Here is a 23,193-nt window from a genome sequence, read left to right on the forward strand (position 1 = left end):
GCCGGTTCACAGGTCGGCGAGGAACGCGAGCATGGCGGCGTTGACCTGGCAGGCCGCCTCCATCTGGACGAAGTGACCGGCGCCCTCGATGATGTGGACGTTCCGCAGGCCCGGCACCTGGGCCTCCATCCGCTTCAGGGCGTCGGACCCCATCATCTGGAGGACGGGGTCGCGGTCCCCCACGAGGAACAGCGCGGGAACGGTGACGGGCTCGTCCGGACGGTTCTGCTTCTCGTTCCAGACGTGGTCGTAGGCCCGATACCAGTTGAGGCCGCCGGTGAACCCCGTCCGGCGGAACTCGTCGGCGTAGTAAGCGAACTCGTCCTGCGACAACCACGACCATGGCAGGGGCGGAGCTTCGGGGAGCACATCGAGATATCCGTTGCCTTCGCTCGGGTGCCGCCAGATGTCGAGGTACCGGTAACCGCCGCTGAGCGCCCAGAAGAGATTCGCCAGGAAGCGCTCTGGTGCGGCCCTCAACTCCTCGTCCGCGGGCCCCTCCTCCTGGAAGTAGTGCACATGGACGAAGTGCTGCTCGGCCATCCGCGCGTAGATCTCGGTGGGCGGACGCTTCGAGACGGGCATGCGCGGCACGCTCAACTGCATCAGCGCCTTGACCCGTCCAGGGGCCCATTGGGGCACGTCCCAGACGAGGGCGGCCCCGAAGTCGTGGCCCGCGAAGACCGCCTCGTCGATGCCCAGACCGTCCAGGACGCCGACGAGGTCGGCGACGGTGTGCCGCCGGTCGTAGTCCCGCGGGGAGGGCGGTCGGCTGCTGCGCCCGTATCCGCGCATGTCGAGGGCGATGGCGCGGTAGCCCGCCGCGGCCAGGGCCGGGAGCTGCCGCCGCCAGCTGTACCAGAGGCCCGGGAAGCCGTGGCACATCACCACCGGGACGCCCTCGCCCTGTTCGACCGCGTGAAGGGTGACGTCACCCGTGTCCAGCATGTGGTGGCGCTCGGGGAAGCTCATGCCGGGCCCTCCCTCCGGTAGGACGATCCTGAAGCCTCCCGCGCGGCACGGCGTGCCTGTCTCCCGTTCACCGGGACAGCGGTTGGACGGGCGGCCGCTCCGTCGGCGAAGGTCGGGCCACCATGCCGCAGCACCCGAGCCCCGACCTCGCCGCGCGCGTCGCCCGGCTGGAGGCCATCGAGGAGATCAAGGCGCTCAAGCACCGCTACCTGCGGGCCTGCGACGCCAAGGACCCCGAGGGGTTCCGGGCCTGCTTCGTCGCCTCGGGCGCCTCGATCGACTACGGGCGGCTGGGCGCGTTCGACGACGCGGAGGGCATGGTCAGGGTCTTCGAGTCGATCGCGCTCCGGAAGGTCGACGGCGGGAACGCCGTCCTCGACATGCACCACGCGACGCATCCGGACATCACCGTGCACGACGCGACCCGCGCGTCGGGCCGCTGGACGCTCAAGTTCCGCCAGGTGAACCTGGAGGACGGCACCGAGTCGGTCAGCACCGGCGAGTACGACGACGAGTACGTCGTCGAGGACGGCCGCTGGAAGATGGCCAAGTGCCACTTCCACCGCCACTGGACGATCACCCGCCCCCTCGGGCCCGGCTGCCGCGTCGACCAGCCGCCACCCGTCCGGGGCGCCGCGAAGCCCGGCTAGAGTCGCCCCTGACAGGCATCACGGACCGGGTGGGCAGAGTGGAACCGATCTTTCGGACGGCGGCGGCGGACGACGTGCCGGCTCTCGTCGCGCTGGTGGAGAGCGCCTACCGCGGGGACTCCAGCCGCGCGGGATGGACGACCGAGGCCGACCTGCTCGACGGGCGGCGCACCGACCCGGACGCCGTCGCGGCCGTGGTGCGCGACCCGGACTCGGTGATGCTGGTGGCCGAGGTCGGCGGCGCGCTCATGGCCTGCTGCCAGCTGGAGGACCGCGGCGGGCACGCCTACTTCGGGATGTTCGCCGTCAGCCCGTCCCAGCAGGGCGGCGGGCTCGGCCGGCGGGTCCTCGCGGAGGCCGAGCGGCGGGCGCGCGAGCGGTGGGACGCGGCCGAGATGCACATGACGGTGATCAGCCTGCGCGAGGACCTGATCGCCTGGTACGTCAGGCGCGGCTACGCCCGGACCGGCGAGACGAGCCCGTTTCCCTACGGCGACGAGCGGTTCGGCCTGCCCAAGCGCGACGACCTTGAGTTCGAGCTGCTGGTGAAGAAGCTCCCCTGACCCCCTACGGGCGGAACGCCTCGCCGGCGCGACCGGGCGCCCGCGCGTGCCGTTCGAGCCGTGCCGCCGCGTACTCGGGGCCCGGCGCGGCGCGGAGGCGTCCGGCCAGCGCGGTCGCGGCCGCCCGGTAGGACGGGTCCTCGATCACCGTGCGGACGGCCGCCGCGATCTCCTCGGGTCCGGCGCTCTCCCCGTCCAGCGCGATCCCGGCGCCCAGCTCGGCCGTGCGCCGGGCGAGGGCGGGCTGGTCGGCGGCCGGGTTCGGCAGGGCGACGATCGGCACGCCGTGGGCGAGCGCGGCGGTGACCGTCCCGTGGCCCGCGTGCGTCACGACCGCGGCCGCGTGCGGCAGCACCTCGGCGTGCGGCACCCACGGCAGGACGACCGCGTCGCCCGGCACCCGCACCCCGGCGACGTCCGTCGTCGCGCTGGTGACGAGCGCGCGGTGGCGCCCGTCGGCGAGGGCGTCGAGGGTCCGCTGGATGCGCGAGGTCTGGTCCCACGCCGGGCCGGTCGAGAACCCGGCCACCACCAGAGGGCGGGTGTCGTCGGCCGCCCAGGGAAGGCGCGTGCCGGACGGCTGCTGCTCGTCGGGCACCGGCCCGACGTAGTCGAACGACGGCGGCGCCTGGCCGGCGAGCGGGTCCAGCTCCCGGATGCTGGTGCACAGCGGGAGGAACGGTGTCCAGGCATCCCACAGGCTGCCGATCGGCGGACGACCGGCCCGGCCGCGCACCGCGTTCACCGCGGGCAGGAGCATCCGGTCCATCGGGCCGCCCGGCGGGCACAGCGCACCCGGCGCGCTGTGCACCAGGACCGCCGCCGGTGTCGAGGACGCCTCCAGCGCCGCCAGCGCGCCGAACATCAGGCAGTCGGCGACCACCCCGTCATAGGCGCCGCCGGCCAGCAGCCCGGGGACGTCCGCCAGGTGCGCGGGGCAGGCCCACACGGCGTCGACCAGCGCGGGGAGCCACCCCTCGGGCGGCGGCGCGGCCGGATGGCCGGCGTCGGCGCGAGGCAGTGTGCGGAACGCGAGCCCGGCCTCGCCGAAACGGCGCCGCTGCCATCGGTGGCCCGCGACCGTGACCGTGTGGCCCCGCGCCTCCAGGCGGCGCGCGAGCCCGGTCATCGGCCCCTGGTTCCCGGCTCCGTCCCAGGTGAGCAGCAGCCAGCCCGCCATCGTCACACCCCTGCCAGCAGAGATTCGATCATCACCGTCATCGTCGCCTCGGCCTCGTCCCGCGACCGCTCCATGTCACGGCGCAGCAGCTTCCACGTGTAGACGTCGCAGGCGCAGACGAGCGCGTCGACGAGTGTGGCCCGCCGCTCCCCGGGCACCGTGTCCAGCCGGGGACCGAGCTGGCGCTCGACGTGCCGCCGGTGCCGGGTCCTGCCGATCCGGACGATGGGCGCCACCGCCGGATCGTCCTCGTCCGCCAGGTTCCGCACCACCGCGTCCCCGTACTTCTCGTAGTGGTCGAACCACGCCGAGACCGAACCCGGAACGTCCCCCGGCTCGGGCTGCCGCAACTCGGCCCCCATGCCTTCCAGGACCTTCTCCAGGGCCAGCTCGATGAGCCGCGCCCGGCTGCCGTACGCCCTCAGCACCGTCGGAACGCTCACGCCCGCCCCGGAGGCCACGTCCTCCAGCCGGATGTCGGAGCGCAGCCGCGAGCCGAGCAGCCCCACCGCCGCGTCCAGCACCCGCCGCCGCGTCTCGTCCGCCGACCGCGCCCGGGCCGTCATGGTGTAGGACCTTTTCACGATAACCGAGGCTAACATGAAAATGTCGACGCCTCCGGGGTGGCCGCACCCGGTTTGAGGGTTGACGACGGCTACTCGGCTCATCGGCGGTAAAAGCCTCACCGGGTGTCTCAATGACACACTTGAAGGCGTCGATCGATGGGAGGCGGGCGCGTGAAGTTCGTTCTTGAAGTGGACCTGAGTGAGGGCGCCGTCGCCGAGGACGCCGTCGCCGAGCTGGGGCGGATCCTGCGCTACTGGGGCGGGAACGTCCGGCACTACGAGTTGAGGCCCGGGGACGGGTCCGCCGTCTACGACTCGGACCACCGCGAGGTGGGGCGCTGGGAGATCGCCGAGACGCCCGCGTAGCGGGCGCGCCGAAGCGCCCGGCCGGGAGGGGACCGGCCGGGCGCTTCGCGGGGAGCTTCCCGGGAGCAGGGTCAGGTGAGGTTCTTCGGGCGGTATGCCTTGTACTGGCTGCCGCTGGACAGCCCGTACGTGCGGGTGCGGTGGTCGGTGCCGTAGCCGCCGCGCTGCTCGTACGCCCAGTAGGCGGTGTGCTTGCTGCTGGTCCACTTCTCGAAGATGACGACGTGCCGGGTGGTGTTGCTCCCGATCGCGTCGATGACGAGGTCGCCCTTCTTCAGCCGCGACATCGAGATCCGCTTGCTGTAGGTGGACGAGGCCAGGCCGACGGTGTTGGGGCCGGGCCTGGGCAGCCGCAGCGTCATGGACGCGTAGCCGGAGCAGTCGGTGCGGTAGCCGCCGTGCGTCCTCGCCTGGCTGTAGGGGACGCGGCTGCTGGTGTGCGGGTGCCAGGCCTTGGCCCGGGCGATCACCTGGTTCCGGGTGACCTTCGGGACGGCCGCCACCGCGACCCTGGTGCCCGCCGCCTGGAGCTGGACGCCCCGTGCCGGAGCCGGGGACGCGGCGGAGGCGGACACGCCGTACAGGCCGAAGGCGGTTCCGCCGGCCAGCGCCAGGGCGCTGACACCGAGGAGAACGGTCCGAGGGGAAGCCATTGGCAATCCTCCATGAATTGTGCGGGAATTGCGCCCCGTCGGGCGCCGAGTTCGGGGGTGTCGATCGACGCGGCACACGATAGGGATGACCGCACGCCATTCGGCAAGCCCACCGGAAAGGTTGGGACACCGGGACACGCGAGACGCTTCCGAGCTGCGACAACGCCGTCCCAGCAGGGGCTTTCGCGAGACAGCCCGACAACACGAAAGCGCACGGTGATCACATGTGGTGCCCGTCGGAGAACTCTGCGTGATCTCACTTCGAGTCATTTACCGGCGCGGAGGGGACTGGGCATAATGGCCTGCCTGCCCGAGGGAGACGCGCGATGAGCCGAAGACGACCGCCGACTCCGCTGCCCGGCGGCCTGGCCGAGGCGGCACGCCTCCTGCTCACCGAGTTGCGCGGCCTGAAAGAGGAATCCGGGCTCGATCTGCGCGCCCTGGAGCGCAGGACGCACGCGAGCCGCTCGTCCTGGAGCCGCTGGCTCAGCGGCGAGACGTGGATCCCGGCCGACGCCGTCACCACGCTCGCGGACCTGTGCGGCGCGGACGCCCGCCGCCTGGCCGCCCTGTGGGAGGTGGCGGACGAGGCCCGGCGCTCGGCCCCGCCCGCCGCCGACGCGAAGCCCGCCGCCGACGCGGATCCCGCCACCGACGTGAAGCCCGCCGCGGACGGGGGACTCGATGTCACCCTGGAGAGCGCCGACGATCTCGGGGACGGCGAACCCGTGCGCGCCGCGTCGTGGGCCGGGGGGACGCGGTCCCGGCGGCTGCTCTTCCTCGGCGCCGTCGCCGGGTGCACGCTCGTCGCCGGGAGCGCCGGGGTGGCGCTGGGCGCGGGGATGCGGACGCCGCCGGTGGCCGGGGACGCGGGCGCCCGGCCGCCGGAGACGGCCCGGCGGCCCGTCAGGGTGGTCAGCCGCCACGGCGTCCCGGTCCGGGCGCGGTCCTGGCATCCGCGCACCGCCCGCCGGGTGCCCTACGACCAGAACGCCGGCTTCCGGGGCTACCGGACCGACGGCTCGGGGTACGCGTCCATGGCGCTCGGGCTGCCGAAGCCCGGCCCCAACTCGGCGCTCCTGGAGTCGTCCTACTGCCGCCGGATCCCGATGGCGTCGCTGCTCCCCGGCGACCTCGTGATCAAGGCGAGCGGCGGCGCCGACGTGCGCGAGGTCGTGGTCTTCGAGCGGTGGACGAGTCCCGCGCGCCGCGCCTACTGGGCCTACCAGCAGCGCCGCGGATACGGCACCGACCACCTGACCCGCAGGGACGGCCTCGCGTCCGGCGCCGACCACCACGGCTGCCGCCCCTGCAACGTCCAGGACGACCCGGTCGGCTGACCTCGCCGCCCTCCGCCGGACGCGTCAGGAGCGGGACGGCACCAGCCTGAAGGCCACGAAGGCGGGAGACTGCTCCAGCCTGGCGTGGTCTTCGGGGTGGCGGTCGGCCATCTCGGGGGCGGGGCGCGGCTCCAGCAGCTCCTCGATGAGGAACCCGGCCGCGCGGAACTCGGCGCAGATCGCCGTCAGGGGGCGCCGCCACGCCCGGATCGGCCAGTCCCGTTCGGGGCTCAGCGACTCCTCCACCGGCTCCTCGCGGAAGTAGGAGCCGCCCAGGCGCAGCCATCCCGCCATCGGGTGCTCCGTGGAAAGGACGACCGCTCCGCCGGGGGCCAGGATGCGGCGGAACTCCTTCAGCAGCGCGACCCGGTCGTCGAAGTAGTGCAGGGCCAGCGCGAGGACCACCAGGTCGACGGAACCGTCCGGCATCCAGGCCACGGGAGTGGACAGGTCGTGGACGCGCAGGTCGGCGCGGCCTCCGGTGCGTTCCAGCGCCATGCCGACGAAGGTGGGGCTGACGTCGCAGCCGGCGACGCGGGCGCCGCGGCGGAGCAGTTCCCGTGCGTAGAGGCCGGGACCGCACGCGGCGTCGAACACGGTCAGGCCGGTCACGTCCCCGGCGAGGCCGAGCACGGCGGGACGGTCGTAGAGGGCGTTGTAGGAACTGTCCTCGGCATGGACGGCGTACTCGTGGGCGAAGCGCTCGTACATGCTCCCGATCGTGCCAGAAAGATCAACCATTCATGTCAGGAGAACGACCGGTTCATGTCAGATGGCCGGAGCCTCCGGCAGGGGGGAGGCGGACGACTCGCTCCGGGCGTCCTCCCGGTGGGCCTCCCGGTGGGCGGCGCGCTGGGCCTCCCGGTGGGCGGCGCGTGACTCTTCGGCGAGGCGGTCGAACTGCGCGACGCGCTCCTCGTCGCGGGTGAGGTTCTCGCCGGTGGACGGGTCGAACATGTGCGCCCGCGTCGTGTCGATCCACAGCTCCGCCTCGCGCGCCGGCGCGATCATGCTGGCCGCGTCCAGCGCCACGACCGCCTGGGTCCGCAGCTGGTCGCCGTCGAGCTCCCGCGACAGGTCCCGCAGCCGGGCCGCGAGATCCTCGGGCGCCTCGTACGGGACGTAGGCGTACAGCTCGTTGCCCAGCCACTCGGTCACGTCCACCCGGACCCGCACGAGGCTGCCGCGCGCCCGCTTCTCCTCGCCGACGAGCGAGGCGTCCTCGACGTGCTCCGGGCGGATCCCGACGAGCACGATCGACCGGTCGCCGATCGCGGCGGCCTTGCGCCCGTCGCGCAGCTCGAACCGCCCGAGCGGCGTCTCCAGGAGCACGACGTCGCCGGAGCGGTCCACGGACGCGGGCAGGAAGTTCATCGACGGCGACCCGATGAACCCGGCCACGAACAGGTCGACCGGCTCCTCGTACAGCTCGCGCGGGCTCCCCACCTGCTGCAGGACTCCCCTGCGCAGCACCGCGACCCGGTCGCCGAGCGTCATCGCCTCGGTCTGGTCGTGCGTCACGTACACGGTGGTGACGCCGAGGCGCCGCTGGAGCCGGGAGATCTCGGTGCGCATCTGCCCGCGCAGCTTGGCGTCCAGGTTCGACAGCGGCTCGTCGAACAGGAACGCGTCCGCCCGCCGGACCATCGCGCGGCCCATCGCGACCCGCTGCCGCTGCCCGCCGGACAGGTTCGCGGGCTTGCGGTCCAGGTGCTCGGTCAGCTCCAGCAGCTCCGCGGTCTCCCCGACGCGCCGCCGGACCTCGCCGTCCGCGACCTTCGCGAGCCGCAGCGGGAAGGCGATGTTCTCGAACACGCTGAGGTGCGGGTAGAGCGCGTAGTTCTGGAAGACCATCGACAGGTTCCGCCGCCGCGGCGCGACCTTGTTGACGACCCGGTCGCCGATGACCATCTCGCCGGACGTGATGTCCTCCAGCCCGACGACCATCCGCAGCAGCGTGGACTTGCCGCAGCCGGACGGCCCCACCAGGATCATGAACTCGCCGTCCCGCACGTCCAGGGACACGTCGTTCACCGCCGGGAAACCGTCGCCGTACCGCTTGACGATGTTCTTCATGGTGATGGCGGCCATGGTTTCCTTACCTTCTTCCTGGGTGTTCGTTCCTGACCGTCCGTAGGGTTGGGAGGACCCCGGGAGCGCCAGGTATGGCTTTCATGGGTTTGCCACCTGGGTGGCTTGAGAGGATTGGCCGCCTGGCGCTCCAAGACGACCCGACCGCTGATTGGGATGCGCGAACAGATCGCTGTGTAAGGACACGACGGCGCGGTCGTCTGCGGGACCCCCATGTGAGCTGCGACGACGGAGGAGCCCGATGCCACGCATTTGGGCAGGTGTGGACGCGGGTAAGACCCACCACCACTGCACCGTGATCGACCCCGACGGCAACCGGCTGCTGTCCAGGAAGGTGGTCAACGACGAAGCCGAGATCCTGGGCCTCATCGCCGAGGCCAACGCCTTGGGTGAAGACCTGCGGTGGGCGATCGACCTCAACAGCGGTGGAGGGGCCCTGCTCATCACCCTGCTGCTCGGCCACGGCCAGGACCTGGTCTACATCCCGGGGCGCACCGTCCACCACGCCTCCGGCGCCTACCGGGGCGGCGGCAAGACCGACGCAAAGGACGCCTTCATCATCGCCGACCAGGCCCGCATGCGCCGGGACCTGCACCCGATCGCGTCCTTCGACGAGATCGCCACGGACCTGCGCATCCTCACCGGCCGCCGTACCGACCTGGCCTGCGATCGCACCCGGACCATCAACCGGCTGCGCGACCAGCTCCTGGGCTACTTTCCCGCCCTGGAGCGCGCCTTCGACTACAGCAACAGCAAGGCCGCCCTGACACTGCTCACCGGCTACCGCACCCCCACCTCGCTGCGCAAGATCGGCCAGGCCCGGCTGGAGACATGGCTGCGGGCCCGCAAGGTCCGCAACCCTGCCCGCGTGGCCCTGGCCGCGATCGAGGCCGCCCAGGCCCAGCACACCACGGTCACGGGCGAGAAGACCGCCGCCGCCGTGGTCGAGCGCCTGGCCGAGGAGGTGATCGCCCTGGATGCCGAACTCGCCGAGACCGACGCGGCCATCCAGGCCCGGTTTCGCGAGCACGAACACGCCGCGGTGATCACCAGCCTGCCCGGCATCGGCCCCCTCCTGGGCGCGGAGTTCATCGCCGCCACCGGCGGCGACATGGCCGCGTTCGGCAGCGCGGACCGGCTGGCCGGTGTCTCGGGACTCGCGCCGGTACCCCGGGACTCGGGCAAGATCAGCGGCAACCTGCGCCGGCCCCGGCGCTACAGCCGCCGCCTGCTGCGAGTGTTCTACATGTCCGCCATGGTCAGCATCCGCTGCTGTCCCGCCTCCAAAGCGTTCTACGAGCGCAAGAGGGCCGAGGGCAAGAAGCACATCCAGGCCGTGCTCGCGTTGGCCCGCCGCAGAGTCAACGTGCTGTGGGCGATGCTCAGAGACGGACGCGTCTACATGGCTGCACCCACCCTGAAACTGACCACAGCAGCCTGAACCGCTCACGATCGGTTACGGCGTCGGGTTGACAACCTCATTGGGAATCCTCTCAGCCTTTGACGGCGCCGGACGTCAGCCCGGCCACGATGCGGCGCTGGAACGCCAGGACGATGATCACGACGGGGACCGTGACGACGACGGCGGCGGCGCAGATGGCGGTGGTGGGCTGCTCGAAGTAGGACTCGCCGGTGAAGAACGCCAGCGCCGCCGGGACGGGCCGGGCCCGGTCGGTGGAGGTCAGCGAGATCCCGAAGACGAAGTCGTTCCAGCAGAAGAAGAAGGTCAGGATCGCGGCGGTGAACACGCCGGGCGCGGCCAGCGGGACGATCACCTTGCGGAACGCCTGCCAGCTGGTGGCCCCGTCCACCTGCGCGGCCTGCTCCATCTCCCACGGGATCTCGCGGAAGAACGCCGACAGCGTCCAGATCGCCAGCGGCAGCGCGAACGAGATGTAGGGGATGATCAGGCCGGGCCAGGTGTCGTACAGGCCGATGTCGCGCCACAGGTCGAACAGCGGCCCGACCAGCGACACCACGGGGAACATCGCGATGGCGAGCGCGAACGACAGGATCAGCCGCTTGCCGGGGAACTCCAGCCGCGCGATGGCGTACGCCACCAGCGTCGCGAACACCACCCCGACGAACGTGGCGATCAGCGAGATCCCGATCGAGTTGATCAGTGCCGAGGTGAAGAGGTCGGTCTTGAAGACCGTCTCGTAGTTGTCCCACGTCCAGGTCTTCGGGAAGAAGCCCTGGACGTTGCCGATCTCGCTGGGCCGCTTGAACGACAGCATCACGATCCACACGATCGGGAACGCCGTCCACACGAGGATCAGCAGCGAGGCGGCGATCCACAGCGACTTCGAGCGCGCCGACTCCATCAGCGGTCACCTCGCACCTGGGACAGGTCCACCCGGAACCCCTTGATGAACACGGCCGCGATCAGCACGACCGACAGGAACAGCAGCACCCCGACCGCGTTGCCGAGGCCGAGCTCGGTCCGGGTGATGATCTGCTGGTAGGTGAGGAACGACAGCACCTGGGTCTTCTCCTGGCCGGACGTCATGACGAACACGTTGTCGAAGATCCGCCACGCGTCCAGCGTCCGGAACAGCGCCGCGACGAGGATCGCGGCCTTCATGTTCGGGATCGTGACCCGTCTCAGCCGCTGCCACGCCGTCGCGCCGTCCACCGTCGCCGCCTCGCCGAGGTCGGCCGGCACCTGCGCCAGCCCGGCGAGCAGCAGCAGCGACACGAACGGGGTCGTCTTCCAGATCTCCGAAAGGACGATCACGAACAGCGCCGCCCAGCGGTCGGAGAACCAGGCGAAGTCGCCGAGACCGAACCAGGAGTCGACGAACCCCGACTGGACGTCGAAGGCGTACTTCCAGGCGAACGCGGAGATGACGGTGACGATCCCGTAGGGCAGCAGGATCGCGGTCCGCACCGTCCGCCGCCCGAAGACGGCCCGGTGCATCACCATCGCGAGCGCGAACCCGATGACCAGCTCCACCCCCACCGTCGCCACGGTGATGACCAGGGTGGTGAGCACCGTCTGCCAGAACAGGGCGTCGGTCAGCGCGGTCGCGTAGTTGCCGAGGCCGACGAAGTGCCGGTCCTCGGGTGCGGTGATCCGGTAGCTGAACATCGACTCGTAGACGGCGTTGACCAGCGGGTACGCGGTGACCAGCAGCATCACCACCACGGCGGGCAGGGAGAGCAGCAGCCCGAGCCTGCGCTCGGCGCGGCCGCGGTCGGAGATCTCCGCGCGGGCGGGGGCGGGGGCGGGGGCGCTGCCGGAGCGGCCGACCGTCGGCGCCGTTTTCGCGGACGACGTCATCCGGACACCTTCCTCTTCGTGCCTTCCCTCACAGCAGCGCCTGGTCGCTCAGGACCGCCCGGGCGAACTCCGCGGACCGGCGCGGCGTCGTCGCGGGGTTCACCGACGCGGGCGGATGCCAGCGGTTCTGGACGGCTCCGGACAGGTCGGCGTAGTAGGGGGTGGCCGGACGGGGCGAGGCCGCGGCGATGGAGTCCCGCATCAGCGGGGCCATCGGGAACTCCCTGAGGATGTCGGGATCATCGAAGATCGCCGGGCGGGCGGCGACGTTGCCCTCGTCGAGCATGTACCGCTTCATGTTGGCCGGCGACGTGATGCACCGGACCGCGTCCACGGCCAGGGGCGCGTGCTCGCCGTACGCGCCGATCCCGATCTCGATGCCGCCGAAGGGCGGCCTGCTCGGCTCCCGCGGGTCGACCCGCGGGTAGCGGGCCCAGCCGAGGTCGCCGACGATGTCCCTGCCGATGGCGCCCGCGTCGGCGTCGCCCTTCTCGGCCCGCCAGACATAGCCCCAGTCGAGCAGGAAGCCGCCGCGAGCGCCGTTGATCGTCGCCCGGGACTGCTCCTCGATGTCGGTGGACAGCGTCGGGCTCGCGGCCGGGGACCGGGCGAGCCTCTGGATGATCGACGCCGCCCGCCGGCCCGCCGGCGAGTCGATCTCGATGCTCGCGTCGTCGCCCTTCTCGGCGCCGCTGATGACGCGTCCCCCGGCCGAGGCGATCAGCGCGTTGATCCACACCATGTAGCCCTCGTACCGGTTGCCCTGCACGCCGATCGCGGTGTTCGTGCGGACGGCCGCGTCGATGAGCCCGTCCCAGGTGAAGTCGGGCGCGCTCGGGTCGATGCCCGCCTTCTTCGCCACCGACTTGCGGTACCAGAGCAGCTGCGTGTTGGCCCAGAAGGGCGCCGCGTAGAGCCTGCCCTCCCACATCGAGCTCTGCACCGCCGGAGCGAACACGCCGTCGGTCAGCGGCGCGGCCTCACTCCTGGTGAACGGGCGCAGGAACCCGGCGTTCGCGGCCTCCGCGACGAACACCGGGTCGAGGCTCATGAGGTCGAGCCCGGAGTCCTTGGCGGCCAGGCGCCTGATCAGCTGCTCGCGCTGCTGCGTCGCGTCGCTCGGCAGCAGCGACGTCTCGATCCGGTACCGGCCGCCCGCGGCCCGCGTGCAGGACTTCGCGAGGGCCGCCTGGCCGCCGTTGTCGGGGTTGACGTACCAGGTGAGCTTCGGCGGGCCGCCGCCGTCCCCGCAGGCCGTGAGCCCGCCGGCCAGCAGCGCCAGCGCCGCCGCGCCCCCGAGCCAAGCCGATCGCGCCCGCTCCGCGGGGCCGTGCCGTCCGGGCGCCCTCACCCGGGGCCGGGCATGTCCCGCCTGGTCGTTCGCCGTTCGCTCGGCTCGCTCGCCCATGGGGCCTCCCGAAGCTCCCACCGGACTGCGGGCACTTCGCCGGGCCGCACCCTCGGCGGGATCGGCCCTCCATTCGACCATCGGATCGCGTGAGTGTCGAGATCCGGAGAGTAATCGGAAGGCAAAGGGTCTTGGCCCGGAAATGAGGAGGCCGTGATCATCGCGTGAAAGAGGTCAGGACGCGAAGAAGGCGCGGAGGCGGCGCGGACCCCGACCGATCCGCGCCACCCTCCGCGCCTTCGCCTGATGGGCGGAGAGGGCGTGGTGAACGGCTCAGTAACCGCCGCCCGATCCGTAGCCGCCGCCCCCGTCACCGGTGCCGGATCCCGTGCCGACGGCCTTCTTTCCGGTCGGCGTGGTGGCCCACCAGACACCGCCGACGCCCTGGCCCTTGGTGTCGCCGGGCTGCTTGTCCTGCTCGTAGTAGTACATGGGCCAGCCGTCGATCGTGAGCTGGCATTTGCCGTCGTCCTTGCGCTCGATGAAGTTGACGACCTTCTTGGAGACGCCTTCGAGCTTGAGGTGCTTCCAGCCGTTGAAGACGGCCGGCGGCCACGCCTTCTTGCAGGAGCCGAAGCAATTGGTGGTCGGCGGCCTGTTCTTGTCCTTGTCGTAGCGGTAGAGCGTCATGCCCTTTCCGTCGGTCAGGATCAGGCCGAGCTTCGGGTCCCGCTCGGCCTTGACGACCGTCCAGCCCTTCCAGCGGTTCCCGGTCGCCTTCTTGAGCGGGGCCGCCTTCTTGCCGGTCGGCGCCGCGGCGTACCAGGTGCCGCCCACGCCCTGCCCCTTCGTGTCGCCGGGGCTGCCGTCCTTGGCGAACCGGTAGAGCGGCCATCCGCCGAGCGTGACCTGCCACTTGCCGTCCGGCCGCTTCACCTTGCCGACCAGCGACTGCCGGACCCCCTTGACCTCGGTGTCCCCCTGCCCCGCCCACACCGGCGGCCACGCCTTGGCGCACGCGCCCGCGCAGGTCGACGCGGGCGGCCGGGCGGTGTCGTTGTCGAAGCGGTAGAGCGTCTTGCCGGCGCCGTCGGTGACGACCCTGCCGAGCCGGGTGACGCTGGCCACCTCCAGCACGGTCGGCTCGGGGGCGGGCGACTCGGACGGCTCGGCCGACGGCTGCGCCTGCGCCCGGGAGCCCGCGGCGTTCTGCTTCCCCCCGGCCTTCTCCTGCCCGCACCCGCTCAGCACCAGTCCCGACGCCGTGAGGGCGGCCGCAGCGGGGATCGCCCAACGTGGGAATTTCATGTCGTGTCCTCCAGGTCGTCCTGGGCCCCGGCTCCGGTTCCAGGTCCCGCACGTCGATCGAGGTGGAGCCGCCGCTCTCCCGGATCGAGGAGGAATACGGTGAACCCCTCGGAGCGGGTTCAACCGCCTGGAACCGGTCGCCCCCGCGCCGAGTCACATCCTGGCGCCGCGGACCTGCGGCGGCGGACGAGGAAGGCTGCGGTGACCACGGGAAACGACTCAGCGGGCGGCCCGGTCGACCTGACCAAGAAACGTCCCCCGGCACCGATGCCGGATCGGGGTTCGGAACCGGGTCCGGGCCCCGCGTGGATCGTCGTGCCGGCCCGCGTGGCAGCGCTGGTCGTCGTGGTCCCGCTGCGGCTCGGCTGGGACGCGGCCGTTCTGGCGGGCCGAGGCGTCCGGGCGGCCTGGAACGCTCTCATGCGGGTGCCGGGCCGGTTCGCCCGGTTCCTCGGCCGGCTGCTGCTCGGCGCCTGGCGCGTCCTTTACCGGTGGCTGCTCGCCCCGGCCGGACGGCTGCTCGCCGCCGTCGGACGGGGCATCGCCGCGCTGCTCGACCTCGTCCTCGTCCGGCCCCTGCGCTGGCTCGCCGTCGTCGTGGTCCTCGGCCTCCTGCGATGGTTCGGGCGCGGGACCGGACGGCTGGCCCGATGGGTCCACCGCGTCCTCATCGCACCGATCGGCCGGTTCCTGGCCCTGCTGGGACGCGGCCTCGGCGGACTGCTCGCCTTCCTCCTGCTGCGTCCGCTCCGGGCGCTCGGCCGGGGACTCGCCCGGCTCCTCGGCGTCCTCGGGCAGGGCCTCGGGCTGCTCCTCAAGGGCATCGGCCTGCTGATCGGCGTGCTGGTCGTCCTGCCGGCCGTGCTGCTGTGGCGCTACGTCCTGCGCCCGCCGCTTCTCGGCCTCGCCTGGCTGGCCCGCGCCCTCTGGGCCGGCCTCACCTGGCTCGGCCGCGGCGTCCTCACCCTGCTGGCCGCGCTCGGCGGCGCGCTCGCCACCGGTTGGCGCGCCTTCGCGGCGGCGGTGGCCTGGTCGTGGCGGCTGATCGGCCGCTGCCTGGCCTGGCTGGGACGCGTCCTGATCGTCACGCCCGCGCGGGCGGTGTGGCGGTACCTCCTGGCGCCGGTCGTCGCCGGGGCCATGGGAACCTGGCGCCTCGCCGCCCGGATCCTGCGATGGCTCTGGCGGACGCTGGTCGTCGTCCCGGTGCGGGTGCTCGTCGTCGCCCCGGCCCGCCGGGTTCGGGAAAGCGTGCTGCGCCCGCTGGGACAAGGCATCCGCTCGACCTGGCGAGTCTCCGTACGAGACCCGCTCCGCGCCACACGGCGCACGATGCGAGAAGCAGCCCACGACGTCCGGCTCACCCTCCGCCGCACCTTCCGCGGAAGGTGACCGCGCCGGCCCCTGAACGGGACCGGCGCGGTCGCCTGCTACTCGTCGTTACTGGAAGAGCGCTGCTCGGCGCGCTCGCGCATCTTGCGGAGCAGGTCCTTCTTCTTCTCGGCCGCCTCGGCGGCGTCGCCGCCGCCTGCCCGCGCCTTCCCGCCGCGCAGCTCGCCGCGCGACAGGTTCTTGCGCTGGCCGCCTACACCGAGCATGCCGTTGCGGCCTCGGCTCTTGGACATGGGGTCCTCCCGTTCGGCTGGGTGTGGTCGGTCTCGCACCCAGGTCCGGCCGCGCGGGAGCGTGCAGCTCAGACGCGGATCGCGTCCCGGCCGGACCTGCCGGCGGGACGGTCGCGATAGACACGCTTCGGAGTGGGCCACCAGGCGGTGGCCTCGGCATGGAGAAGCATGGGGTCAGGGTAGGGAGCCGGTTCGGCGGCCCTCAAACGATTTTCCTGTGGGGCTGCTGGGATACTGGCCAGTGATGTATCGACTCTTTTTCTCACTGGTCATCGCCCGCGTTCCGGCGGAGAGCGTCCACCACCTGACCCTGCGGGCGCTGCACGCGATCCAGGCGGTGCCCGGCCTCGTGCCGCTGCTGCGGCGGCTGTTCGCGCCGCGCGATCCGGCGCTGGCCGTCCGCGCGTTCGGGCTGGACTTCCCGAGCCCGCTCGGTCTCGCCGCCGGGTTCGACAAGGACGCCGTCGCCTACGCGGCCCTCGGCGCGTTCGGGTTCGGCCATGTCGAGATCGGGACGGTGACCGGGCGCCCGCAGCCCGGCAACCCGCGCCCGCGGCTGTTCCGGCTCGTCCCGGACCGGGCGGTCGTCAACCGGATGGGCTTCAACAACGCGGGCTCCGAGGCCGCCGCGCGGCGGCTCGCCGAGCGGACGCCGGGGACGATCGTCGGCGCCAACATCGGCAAGACCAAGGCCGTCCCGGATGCCTCGGCCTCCGCCGACTACGTGGCGAGCGCCGAGCGGCTCGCCCCGCACGCCGACTACCTCGTCGTCAACGTCAGCTCCCCCAACACGCCCGGCCTGCGGAACCTCCAGGCCGTCGAGCACCTGCGCCCGCTGCTGACGGCCGTGCGCGAGGCCGCCGACCGCTCGTCGGCCCGCCGCGTCCCGCTGCTGGTGAAGATCGCGCCGGACCTGGCGGACGACGACGTCGACGCCGTCGCCGACCTCGCCCTCGAACTCGGCCTCGACGGCATCATCGCGACCAACACCACCATCGGCCGCGACGCCCTGCTCAGCCCGCCCTCGCTGGTGAAGGAGACCGGCGGGCTGTCGGGCGCACCGCTGCGCGAGCGGTCGCTGGAGGTCCTGCGCCGGCTGCGGTCCCGCACGGGCGGGCGGATCGCGCTGGTCTCCGTCGGCGGGGTCGAGACGGCCGACGACGTGTGGGAACGCGTCCGGGCGGGCGCGACCCTCGTCCAGGGCTACACCGGCATGATCTACGGCGGCCCGCTCTGGGCGCACCGCGTCAACCGCGACCTGTCGCGCCGCCTGCGCGGCAGCGCCTTCCGCACCCTGGACGAGGCCCGCGGCTGACCCTCCGGGAGGCGCCCGTCCGGCTCAGGCGAAGAAGCCGTCGGCGATCAGCTCCGGCAGGACGGCGGCGGCGTGCGCGCGCACCTCGCCGGGGTCCATGCCCGTGAGTTGGGCGATGGCGTCCAGGAGCGGATCGAGGGGCAGGGTGCCGTCGCAGACCCCCGCGAGGGCGGCCTCGACCGTCCCGACGCCGGCGGCGCGGCGGAGCCGGTCCGCCTGCCGCAGGACGATCCGCTCCGGGTCCTCGGCGCCGGGCGGGCCGATCTGCTCCTGGACGAGACCGGGCACCGCCGTGAGCGGCCGTCCACAGGCTGTGGAAAACTCTCGCGCCTTCTGGAGGCCGTCCAGAACCTCGTGCGCGTAGGCGCCGACGGGTTGCTCGACGGCGTGCCGGAGCTCCTCGATCCGGACGGCCGCGCCCTCGCCGCGCCGCAACGTGATCCAGCCGAACCCGATCCCGGTGACGTCGCGCCGGTCGAACTCGTCGAGCCACGCCCCGTACCGGGCGCGGTACTCGGGCGTGCCCGCCTCGCAGGAATCCCGCAGCCACAACTCGGCGTACTCCGCCGGATCCTGGACGTCGCGCTGGACGATCCACGCGTCGCAGCCGTCCACCCACGCGCCGACGCGCTCCTCCCAGGGAACCCCTTCCACATGCAGCCAGTTGGCCAGGAGCTGGCAGTATCCGCCGTCGGTCAGATACCGGGAGGCGTTCTCGACGAGGCGGCGGCAGAAGTCGTCGCCCGCCATCCCCGACTCGCGGTAGGTGAACCGGCGGTCGCCCTGCGGCGCGACGACGAACGGCGGATTCGACACGATCAGGTCGAACCGGCGGCCCTCGACCGGCTCCAGCAACGACCCGCGCAGCAGTTCGGCGCCCTCCACGCCGGACAGCGCGAAGCTCATCGCGGCCAGCTCCAGCGCCCGCGGGTTCACGTCCGTCGCGGTGACGCGCGCGCCCGGCGACCGCCCCGCCGCGTGCACCGCCTGGACGCCGCAGCCCGTGCCCAGATCGAGCACGTTGTCCACAGGCCTGTGGACGACCAGCCGGGCGAGATTCCCGGACGCGCCGCCGGTCCCCACCACATGGTCGTCCGCCGGGAGGCGCCCGTCGCCGGGCCGCACCTTCAGGTCCGACACGACGTAACCGGCGTGCCCGTCGCCGTCCACCGCCTCCAGCGGCTCGACGCGCAGCACGGCCCGCACCTGACCGCCCGCCGCCTCGGCGAGCCCCGCCGCCACCAGATCGTCCGCGGCGACCGCGCCTTCGGGCACGGGCACCTGGAGCCAGAACAGCCGTGTCAGCGCCTCGACCGGCGAGCCGCCGGCCGTCGCCCGCAGCGCGGGCACGATCTCGTCCCGCGCCAGCGCCCCGCCCGCGACCGGGCCGAGCGACTCGCGCACCCCCGCGACGGTGTAACCGGCCCCGAGCAGCAGTTCGCGCACACGACGAAGATCAGGCATCCGCTCATCCTGCCCGCTGCGGGCCCGGCGCGTGTCCCGGATCGCCGCCCGGAGATCAGCCCAGGTAGGTCTGGAAGCCCTCGGCCAGGGACTCGGCGATGCGCTGCCGGAAGGACGCGCTGGACAGCTTGTCCGCGTCGCCCTTGTTCTGCATGTTGCCGCACTCGATGAAGACCTTCGGCACGGTCGACATGTTGAGGCCGCCGAGGTCGTCGCGCCGGTCGATGGCCTTCTTGCCGAGGTAGTTGGAGTACGGGAGGCCGGTGCCCTCGTGGTAGGCGTTCCGCAACGCCTCGCCCAGGTCGGCGGAGCCGGACACCATCTCGGAGTTCCGGCCGATGGAGAGCGGCTCGATGATGTGGAAGCCGTGGCCCGACGCGGCCGCCCCGTCGGCGTGGATGGACAGCGCGGCGTCGGCCTTGAGCCGGTTGCCGAGCGCGGCCCTCTCGGTGACGCAGGGGCCGACGCCCTTGTCGTCCTTGCGGGTGAGCGAGACCTTCGCGCCCCGCGACTTCAGGATGCCGGCGAGCCTCTTCGAGACGTCCCAGGTGAAGGCGTGCTCGGCGTAGCCGGCCTTGGTCTCGGTCCCGGTCGTGTCGCACGCCTTGCTGCCGTTACCGATCTTGACCTGCCGGTTGATCTCCGACGGGTGGTCGGCGTTGCCGCCGTTGTGCCCGGGGTCGATGACGATCACCTTGCCGTCCAGCGACTCCGCGTCACCCTTGGCGGACGCGGGCGACTTGCCGCCCTTGACGCCCGGGGACTCCGCTCCGGCCGTCGGCGGCCCGGCGGCCTCGCCGCCGGACGTCCCGGAGGTACCGTTGCACGCGACGAGCGCGCCCAGGCACAGCGCGATACCGGCGACCGCGCGGCCGCCCCGATGAATTCGCACAGGCCGTTTTCCTCCGTGATGACTTCGTTACCGACCCTGACAGTCTGCACACCGGTGCGGGTTCGTCAAACGGAGTCGGGGAAATCAGCCGCGCAGCGGGTCCTCCTTGCCCAGCAGGGCCGCGAGCGCACGCGCCTCGTCGGCGTCCAGGCCGAGGACCACGCGGGGACGGCCCCACGGGTGGTCGATCGAATGGGCCACGTAGCTGGCGACGGACTCCGACACCTGCTCGGCGAGGCCGCGGGCGTGCCGCCACTCCGACCACGCGCGTTCCAATTCGCTCGCCGCGCGCTGCGCGCACGACACCAGTTCCGGATCACGCACGACCTGTTCCCCTCTGGGTGAACGGACCCTCTCCCGACCGCCGGCGGTTCGGTCCGGCGGCCCTCCGCGGGGCCGCCCGGGGGCCCGCCCGCCGAGGGTGAAGTCCCATTAACCACCTGGCCGCGGGTTCCGTCCCGGGGAATGCGGCAGGTTTGGCCTGCCCCTTACCCGGCGGGCACCGGCGCGAGGAACGATCGACCATCCCCGTACCCCGGCCATAGCCGGCCCCAGCGGCGGCGCCGTCGCGCTGGACGGCGTCGGGAACGGTGGCGTCGCGCACCGCGGCACCCACGCGCAGGGCGTCGCGAACCACGAGGACGCGGGCCGTACCGCGATCGGGGGCCACGTGGGCGACGGGTCACCGGGACGACGGGCCTCGGGGGCACGGGGCGCGGCGTCGCGAGCCGGGGGCGGCGGGCGTCACGACGCGCGGACCACGGCACGCACCGGGCCGGCGGGAGCGAGGGGAGGGCGGGGGGACGTCCTGCGGCGGCGGCGCGCAGGCGGCGTCACCGGGCGGAGGCGGGCCCCGTCGTCGAGCGGACCACCAGGTGCGGCACGACCAGCTTCTGCCGGGCGACGCGGGCCGGGTCGCCGATGCGCGCGGTGAGCATCTCGGCGGCCACCCGCCCCATGTCGCGGCGCGGCTGGTCGACGCTGGTCAGCGAGATGTGCCGGATCGCCGCGAGGTGGGTGTTGTCGTAGCCGATGATCGACAGGTCCGCCGGGACCCGCATGCCGAGTTCGTCGGCGGCCGACAGGGCCCCGGTGGCGACCAGGTCGTTGGGAGCGAAGATCGCGGTCGGCCGGGGGTCGCGGCGCAGCAGGGAGAGCGCGGCCCGGTAGCCGCCGTCCTCGGTGAAGTCGCCGGGCTCGACGACGATCTCGTCGGCCAGCTCGTGCCGCCGCATCGCCTTCTCGTAGCCGGCGCGGCGGTAGCGCGCGGTGGTGGAGCGCGCTCCCTCGATGTGCGCGATCCGGCGGTGCCCGTGCTGGACGAGATGGTCGACGGCGAGGCTCGCGCCGAGCTCGTCGTCGTCCACCACGATGTCGACGCCGACCACGTCGCGCTCGCCGACGACCACCACGGGGACGCTGGCGGCGGCCTCCTTGAGCGACTCGGGGACGACGCTGAGCAGCACCAGCCCGTCCACCCGCATCTCCAGGAACGCCTCGACGGCCTCGGCCTCGAACATCGGGTCCCACCGGCCGCTGCCGACCAGCATCCGCAGCCCCGCGCCGTGCAGGCTCTCCTGGAGCCCGTCGAGGAACTCGGCGAAGAACGGGTTGTGCAGGTCGGCGACGATGGCGCCGATCAGCCGGGTGCGTCCCTCGACCAGGCTCCGCGCCACGGCGTTCGGGCGGTAGCCGAGCTCCCGGGCCGCCTGCAGGACGGCCTGCCTCCGGCGTTCGCTCACGTGCGGCGACCCTCGCATGACCAGCGAGACGAGCGACTTGGACACCCCGGCGCGTTCGGCGACATTGCGGATCGTCGGCTTCGGCGCGGGCACCGGTCTGCCCTCGTCGCGCGGTGCGGGAGAGGCTTCGCCGCGCGGCCGGGGCACCGCTACCTCTCCCCGCACGCCGTGCGGAGGATTTGCTTCATCAGCTGACATGGCACTCCGTCCAGGGGAACCTGCAGGACCTGCCGCGGCGGCGGCCCGGGAGGGGATTCGGCACGCCGCCCTCCGCTCAGGAGGGGATGCCATGATGCCGCGCCTTACCCCCGTACCGCCGCGACAGCGAGTAACGGGCATCCGACAATGGTGGTTCGGGCCTGTGGTGTTCCGGATCACACTCGTGCCCGGGAACGATCAAGGCGAGGCGGCGGGACCGCCGCCGGCGCGCCCGCCGTGCGCCCTGACCGCGCCCGGCTCGGATACCCTGCCCAGGTGGGAGATCGTGCGATGGCCGGCGCGAAGGCGCGCAACCGGCCGGGCGGCGGGCGCGGCCGCCGCCGACTCAGCGTGGGCGAACGCCGGGACGAACTGATCGAGGCGGCGCTGCAGCTGTTCAGCACGCGCTCGCCCGAGGACGTCTCGATCGACGACGTCGCGGCGAAGGCGGGAGCCTCCCGCGCCCTGGTCTACCACTACTTCGGCGGCAAGAACGAGCTGTACATCGCGGCGCTCGGCAGCGCCGCCAAGCAGCTCTCGGTGCTGCTGGAGCCGCCCACCGAGGGCAGGCCGCTCGAACGCCTGCAGATCTCGCTGAAGCGCTACTTCGACTTCGTGGAGCGGCACGCGGCGGGTTACACGGCGCTGCTGCGCGGCGGGCCCGCCGACCGCTCGGGCGAGGCGGGAGAGATCGTCGACGGGATCCGCCGACTGCTGCTCGACCGCATCCTGCACTCGCTGGACGTCGACGTCCCGCCGCCGATCCTGCGCATCACGCTGCGCTGCTGGATGGCGACCGTGGAGACCGCCGGCCTGGACTGGCTGGAGAACCGCGACGTGCCCCGCCCCGACCTGGAGCGGCTGCTCGTCGACCAACTCGTGGTGATCATGCAGGTCTCCGGCAGGCACGACCCCGGGACGGGCGCCCTGTTCGACCGCCTGGCCCACGAAGAGATGAGCCATTAGCCACCCGGAGACGAACCAGTAACCGCTCGACCTGCGGTTATCGCGCTGACGTGCGCGGAGTTTCGGACATCCAACCCTGTCGCGTCCACAACCGGACACACCCCCCGCAACACAACCACCTCACCCCGCCCCGTCCTGGCGACCGGGTGCGTTGTTCCGGGCGCGGCTCCACGCGCCCCCGGAGGACCGTTGCCGGGAACGCACATAGTCCCCGGGGGCGGGCGTTCTGATGCCCGTCCCCGGGGACAGTGCGGCTTCTGCGTCCGGGACCACGGTTCTCGGATGACCGTGGTCCCGTGCCGGCCAGGAGACCAGCGAGCGGGTCCCCGCACGAAGCTCGGGCGCGAGGTCCGCTTGAGGGCCTCCTGGCCGCCCCCCTCTTGCGCTGTGCGTCCGAGGGGCTCCCCTGGAGCCCCGCCGGCCGGCGTTCCTACTCCGAACGCTGCTGCGGGATTCCCGCGAGCAGCGCCCGCACCTCCGCCTCGCGATACCGGCGATGCCCGCCGAGCGTGCGGATCGACGTGAGCTTTCCCGCCTTCGCCCAGCGCGTGACGGTCTTGGGGTCGACGCGGAACATCGTCGCCACCTCCGCCGGCGTCAGCAGGGGCTCGGCCTCTGGCGTACGTGCTGACATGTTTGCGGCCTCTCCTCCGTGGACCGATGACAGCGAT

Annotated in this window: 24 protein-coding genes; 8 read left to right on the forward strand and 16 right to left on the reverse strand. The window is 72.6% G+C overall.

The annotated features are described in order from the left end of the window. Positions 1 to 6: 6 nt before the first annotated feature. Complete coding sequence (locus ACQEU6_RS26830; protein ID WP_499335800.1) at positions 7 to 972, reverse strand: alpha/beta fold hydrolase; 966 nt, start codon at positions 970 to 972, stop codon at positions 7 to 9. 122 nt (positions 973 to 1,094) lie between these two features. On the opposite strand from ACQEU6_RS26830, the gene ACQEU6_RS26835 reads away from it, so the two are divergent. Both ACQEU6_RS26835 and ACQEU6_RS26840 read left to right on the forward strand, forming a co-directional pair. Next, a complete protein-coding gene (locus ACQEU6_RS26835) occupies positions 1,095 to 1,622 on the forward strand; it encodes a nuclear transport factor 2 family protein (RefSeq protein WP_499335801.1) in 528 nt (175 codons plus the stop codon). A 38-nt stretch (positions 1,623 to 1,660) separates the two neighbouring features. Continuing rightward, positions 1,661 to 2,185, forward strand: coding sequence for a GNAT family N-acetyltransferase (locus tag ACQEU6_RS26840; protein ID WP_499335802.1), 525 nt, complete (start codon positions 1,661 to 1,663; stop codon positions 2,183 to 2,185). A gap of 4 nt (positions 2,186 to 2,189) precedes the next feature. Here ACQEU6_RS26840 and ACQEU6_RS26845 read toward each other — a convergent pair whose 3' ends face one another. Together ACQEU6_RS26845 and ACQEU6_RS26850 are read right to left on the reverse strand one after the other, a co-directional pair. Further along, positions 2,190 to 3,365 carry a glycosyltransferase gene (locus ACQEU6_RS26845; RefSeq protein ID WP_499335803.1) on the reverse strand — a complete coding sequence of 392 codons (1,176 nt, stop codon included), beginning with the start codon at positions 3,363 to 3,365 and terminating at the stop codon, positions 2,190 to 2,192. 2 nt (positions 3,366 to 3,367) lie between these two features. Beyond that, on the reverse strand, positions 3,368 to 3,949 hold the full coding sequence (locus ACQEU6_RS26850; RefSeq protein ID WP_499335804.1) for a TetR/AcrR family transcriptional regulator: 582 nt from the start codon (positions 3,947 to 3,949) through the stop codon (positions 3,368 to 3,370). A 153-nt stretch (positions 3,950 to 4,102) separates the two neighbouring features. Here ACQEU6_RS26850 and ACQEU6_RS26855 point away from each other — a divergent pair, with 153 nt between their 5' ends. Next, the gene (locus ACQEU6_RS26855) at positions 4,103 to 4,297 is read left to right on the forward strand and encodes a hypothetical protein (protein WP_499335805.1); all 195 of its coding nucleotides are present in this window, start codon (positions 4,103 to 4,105) and stop codon (positions 4,295 to 4,297) included. A gap of 71 nt (positions 4,298 to 4,368) precedes the next feature. On the opposite strand, the gene ACQEU6_RS26860 is transcribed toward ACQEU6_RS26855, so the two are convergent. After that, positions 4,369 to 4,950, reverse strand: a complete 582-nt coding sequence (locus ACQEU6_RS26860) for an NlpC/P60 family protein (RefSeq protein ID WP_499335806.1) — start codon at positions 4,948 to 4,950, stop codon at positions 4,369 to 4,371. A 326-nt stretch (positions 4,951 to 5,276) separates the two neighbouring features. Between ACQEU6_RS26860 and ACQEU6_RS26865 the strand changes: the two genes are divergently transcribed. Then, on the forward strand, positions 5,277 to 6,290 hold the full coding sequence (locus ACQEU6_RS26865) for a helix-turn-helix domain-containing protein (protein ID WP_499335807.1): 1,014 nt from the start codon (positions 5,277 to 5,279) through the stop codon (positions 6,288 to 6,290). Between the two features lie 24 nt (positions 6,291 to 6,314). On the opposite strand, the gene ACQEU6_RS26870 is transcribed toward ACQEU6_RS26865, so the two are convergent. Further along, positions 6,315 to 7,001 (reverse strand): class I SAM-dependent methyltransferase, encoded by a 687-nt coding sequence (locus tag ACQEU6_RS26870; RefSeq protein WP_499335809.1) that lies wholly within the window; start codon positions 6,999 to 7,001, stop codon positions 6,315 to 6,317. Positions 7,002 to 7,058: 57 nt separating this feature from the next. Beyond that, a complete protein-coding gene (locus ACQEU6_RS26875; RefSeq protein ID WP_499335810.1) occupies positions 7,059 to 8,381 on the reverse strand; it encodes an ABC transporter ATP-binding protein in 1,323 nt (440 codons plus the stop codon). Between the two features lie 241 nt (positions 8,382 to 8,622). On the opposite strand from ACQEU6_RS26875, the gene ACQEU6_RS26880 reads away from it, so the two are divergent. After that, positions 8,623 to 9,822, forward strand: a complete 1,200-nt coding sequence (locus tag ACQEU6_RS26880) for an IS110 family RNA-guided transposase (RefSeq protein ID WP_499328410.1) — start codon at positions 8,623 to 8,625, stop codon at positions 9,820 to 9,822. 52 nt (positions 9,823 to 9,874) lie between these two features. On the opposite strand, the gene ACQEU6_RS26885 is transcribed toward ACQEU6_RS26880, so the two are convergent. From ACQEU6_RS26885 to ACQEU6_RS26900, 4 genes are all read right to left on the reverse strand, one after another. Beyond that, positions 9,875 to 10,705 carry a carbohydrate ABC transporter permease gene (locus ACQEU6_RS26885; protein ID WP_499335811.1) on the reverse strand — a complete coding sequence of 277 codons (831 nt, stop codon included), beginning with the start codon at positions 10,703 to 10,705 and terminating at the stop codon, positions 9,875 to 9,877. Beyond that, positions 10,705 to 11,664, reverse strand: a complete 960-nt coding sequence (locus ACQEU6_RS26890) for a carbohydrate ABC transporter permease (protein WP_499335812.1) — start codon at positions 11,662 to 11,664, stop codon at positions 10,705 to 10,707. The genes ACQEU6_RS26885 and ACQEU6_RS26890 overlap by 1 nt, the downstream gene beginning before the upstream one ends. A gap of 28 nt (positions 11,665 to 11,692) precedes the next feature. Beyond that, complete coding sequence (locus ACQEU6_RS26895) at positions 11,693 to 13,072, reverse strand: extracellular solute-binding protein (protein WP_499335813.1); 1,380 nt, start codon at positions 13,070 to 13,072, stop codon at positions 11,693 to 11,695. Positions 13,073 to 13,345: 273 nt separating this feature from the next. After that, on the reverse strand, positions 13,346 to 14,320 hold the full coding sequence (locus ACQEU6_RS26900) for a hypothetical protein (RefSeq protein ID WP_499335814.1): 975 nt from the start codon (positions 14,318 to 14,320) through the stop codon (positions 13,346 to 13,348). Between the two features lie 315 nt (positions 14,321 to 14,635). Here ACQEU6_RS26900 and ACQEU6_RS26905 point away from each other — a divergent pair, with 315 nt between their 5' ends. Then, positions 14,636 to 15,712, forward strand: coding sequence for a hypothetical protein (locus ACQEU6_RS26905; protein ID WP_499335815.1), 1,077 nt, complete (start codon positions 14,636 to 14,638; stop codon positions 15,710 to 15,712). A gap of 38 nt (positions 15,713 to 15,750) precedes the next feature. Here the strand turns inward: ACQEU6_RS26905 and ACQEU6_RS26910 are convergent, their stop codons facing one another. Continuing rightward, positions 15,751 to 15,945, reverse strand: coding sequence for a DUF6243 family protein (locus ACQEU6_RS26910; protein ID WP_499335816.1), 195 nt, complete (start codon positions 15,943 to 15,945; stop codon positions 15,751 to 15,753). Positions 15,946 to 16,189: 244 nt separating this feature from the next. On the opposite strand from ACQEU6_RS26910, the gene ACQEU6_RS26915 reads away from it, so the two are divergent. Then, positions 16,190 to 17,260 carry a quinone-dependent dihydroorotate dehydrogenase gene (locus ACQEU6_RS26915; RefSeq protein WP_499335817.1) on the forward strand — a complete coding sequence of 357 codons (1,071 nt, stop codon included), beginning with the start codon at positions 16,190 to 16,192 and terminating at the stop codon, positions 17,258 to 17,260. A 24-nt stretch (positions 17,261 to 17,284) separates the two neighbouring features. On the opposite strand, the gene ACQEU6_RS26920 is transcribed toward ACQEU6_RS26915, so the two are convergent. The 4 genes from ACQEU6_RS26920 to ACQEU6_RS26935 form a co-directional block, all read right to left on the reverse strand. After that, a complete protein-coding gene (locus ACQEU6_RS26920; protein ID WP_499335819.1) occupies positions 17,285 to 18,724 on the reverse strand; it encodes a DUF7059 domain-containing protein in 1,440 nt (479 codons plus the stop codon). A gap of 55 nt (positions 18,725 to 18,779) precedes the next feature. Next, positions 18,780 to 19,616, reverse strand: coding sequence for an N-acetylmuramoyl-L-alanine amidase (locus ACQEU6_RS26925; RefSeq protein ID WP_499335820.1), 837 nt, complete (start codon positions 19,614 to 19,616; stop codon positions 18,780 to 18,782). Between the two features lie 84 nt (positions 19,617 to 19,700). Further along, positions 19,701 to 19,940, reverse strand: a complete 240-nt coding sequence (locus ACQEU6_RS26930) for a hypothetical protein (protein ID WP_089315141.1) — start codon at positions 19,938 to 19,940, stop codon at positions 19,701 to 19,703. 509 nt (positions 19,941 to 20,449) lie between these two features. After that, complete coding sequence (locus tag ACQEU6_RS26935; RefSeq protein ID WP_499335821.1) at positions 20,450 to 21,451, reverse strand: LacI family DNA-binding transcriptional regulator; 1,002 nt, start codon at positions 21,449 to 21,451, stop codon at positions 20,450 to 20,452. A 381-nt stretch (positions 21,452 to 21,832) separates the two neighbouring features. On the opposite strand from ACQEU6_RS26935, the gene ACQEU6_RS26940 reads away from it, so the two are divergent. After that, the gene (locus ACQEU6_RS26940) at positions 21,833 to 22,522 is read left to right on the forward strand and encodes a TetR/AcrR family transcriptional regulator (protein WP_499335822.1); all 690 of its coding nucleotides are present in this window, start codon (positions 21,833 to 21,835) and stop codon (positions 22,520 to 22,522) included. Positions 22,523 to 22,952: 430 nt separating this feature from the next. Here ACQEU6_RS26940 and bldC read toward each other — a convergent pair whose 3' ends face one another. Then, positions 22,953 to 23,156 (reverse strand): developmental transcriptional regulator BldC, encoded by a 204-nt coding sequence (gene bldC, locus ACQEU6_RS26945; RefSeq protein WP_012850682.1) that lies wholly within the window; start codon positions 23,154 to 23,156, stop codon positions 22,953 to 22,955. Positions 23,157 to 23,193 lie beyond the last annotated feature (37 nt).

The sequence above is a fragment of the Spirillospora sp. CA-108201 genome, from assembly GCF_050936235.1.
In the GTDB taxonomy this organism is placed as follows: Bacteria; Actinomycetota; Actinomycetes; order Streptosporangiales; family Streptosporangiaceae; genus Spirillospora.

Excerpts from the sequence above, each read along its gene's own strand:
- ACQEU6_RS26830 (WP_499335800.1), bottom strand. The coding sequence starts at position 972 with ATGAGCTTCCCCGAGCGCCACCACATGCTGGACACGGGTGACGTCACC.
- ACQEU6_RS26835 (WP_499335801.1), top strand. The coding sequence starts at position 1,095 with ATGCCGCAGCACCCGAGCCCCGACCTCGCCGCGCGCGTCGCCCGGCTG.
- ACQEU6_RS26845 (WP_499335803.1), bottom strand. The coding sequence starts at position 3,365 with ATGGCGGGCTGGCTGCTGCTCACCTGGGACGGAGCCGGGAACCAGGGG.
- ACQEU6_RS26860 (WP_499335806.1), bottom strand. The coding sequence starts at position 4,950 with ATGGCTTCCCCTCGGACCGTTCTCCTCGGTGTCAGCGCCCTGGCGCTG.
- ACQEU6_RS26865 (WP_499335807.1), top strand. The coding sequence starts at position 5,277 with ATGAGCCGAAGACGACCGCCGACTCCGCTGCCCGGCGGCCTGGCCGAG.
- ACQEU6_RS26870 (WP_499335809.1), bottom strand. The coding sequence starts at position 7,001 with ATGTACGAGCGCTTCGCCCACGAGTACGCCGTCCATGCCGAGGACAGT.
- ACQEU6_RS26875 (WP_499335810.1), bottom strand. The coding sequence starts at position 8,381 with ATGGCCGCCATCACCATGAAGAACATCGTCAAGCGGTACGGCGACGGT.
- ACQEU6_RS26880 (WP_499328410.1), top strand. The coding sequence starts at position 8,623 with ATGCCACGCATTTGGGCAGGTGTGGACGCGGGTAAGACCCACCACCAC.
- ACQEU6_RS26885 (WP_499335811.1), bottom strand. The coding sequence starts at position 10,705 with ATGGAGTCGGCGCGCTCGAAGTCGCTGTGGATCGCCGCCTCGCTGCTG.
- ACQEU6_RS26890 (WP_499335812.1), bottom strand. The coding sequence starts at position 11,664 with ATGACGTCGTCCGCGAAAACGGCGCCGACGGTCGGCCGCTCCGGCAGC.
- ACQEU6_RS26895 (WP_499335813.1), bottom strand. The coding sequence starts at position 13,072 with ATGGGCGAGCGAGCCGAGCGAACGGCGAACGACCAGGCGGGACATGCC.
- ACQEU6_RS26900 (WP_499335814.1), bottom strand. The coding sequence starts at position 14,320 with ATGAAATTCCCACGTTGGGCGATCCCCGCTGCGGCCGCCCTCACGGCG.
- ACQEU6_RS26910 (WP_499335816.1), bottom strand. The coding sequence starts at position 15,945 with ATGTCCAAGAGCCGAGGCCGCAACGGCATGCTCGGTGTAGGCGGCCAG.
- ACQEU6_RS26915 (WP_499335817.1), top strand. The coding sequence starts at position 16,190 with ATGTATCGACTCTTTTTCTCACTGGTCATCGCCCGCGTTCCGGCGGAG.
- ACQEU6_RS26920 (WP_499335819.1), bottom strand. The coding sequence starts at position 18,724 with ATGCCTGATCTTCGTCGTGTGCGCGAACTGCTGCTCGGGGCCGGTTAC.
- bldC (WP_012850682.1), bottom strand. The coding sequence starts at position 23,156 with ATGTCAGCACGTACGCCAGAGGCCGAGCCCCTGCTGACGCCGGCGGAG.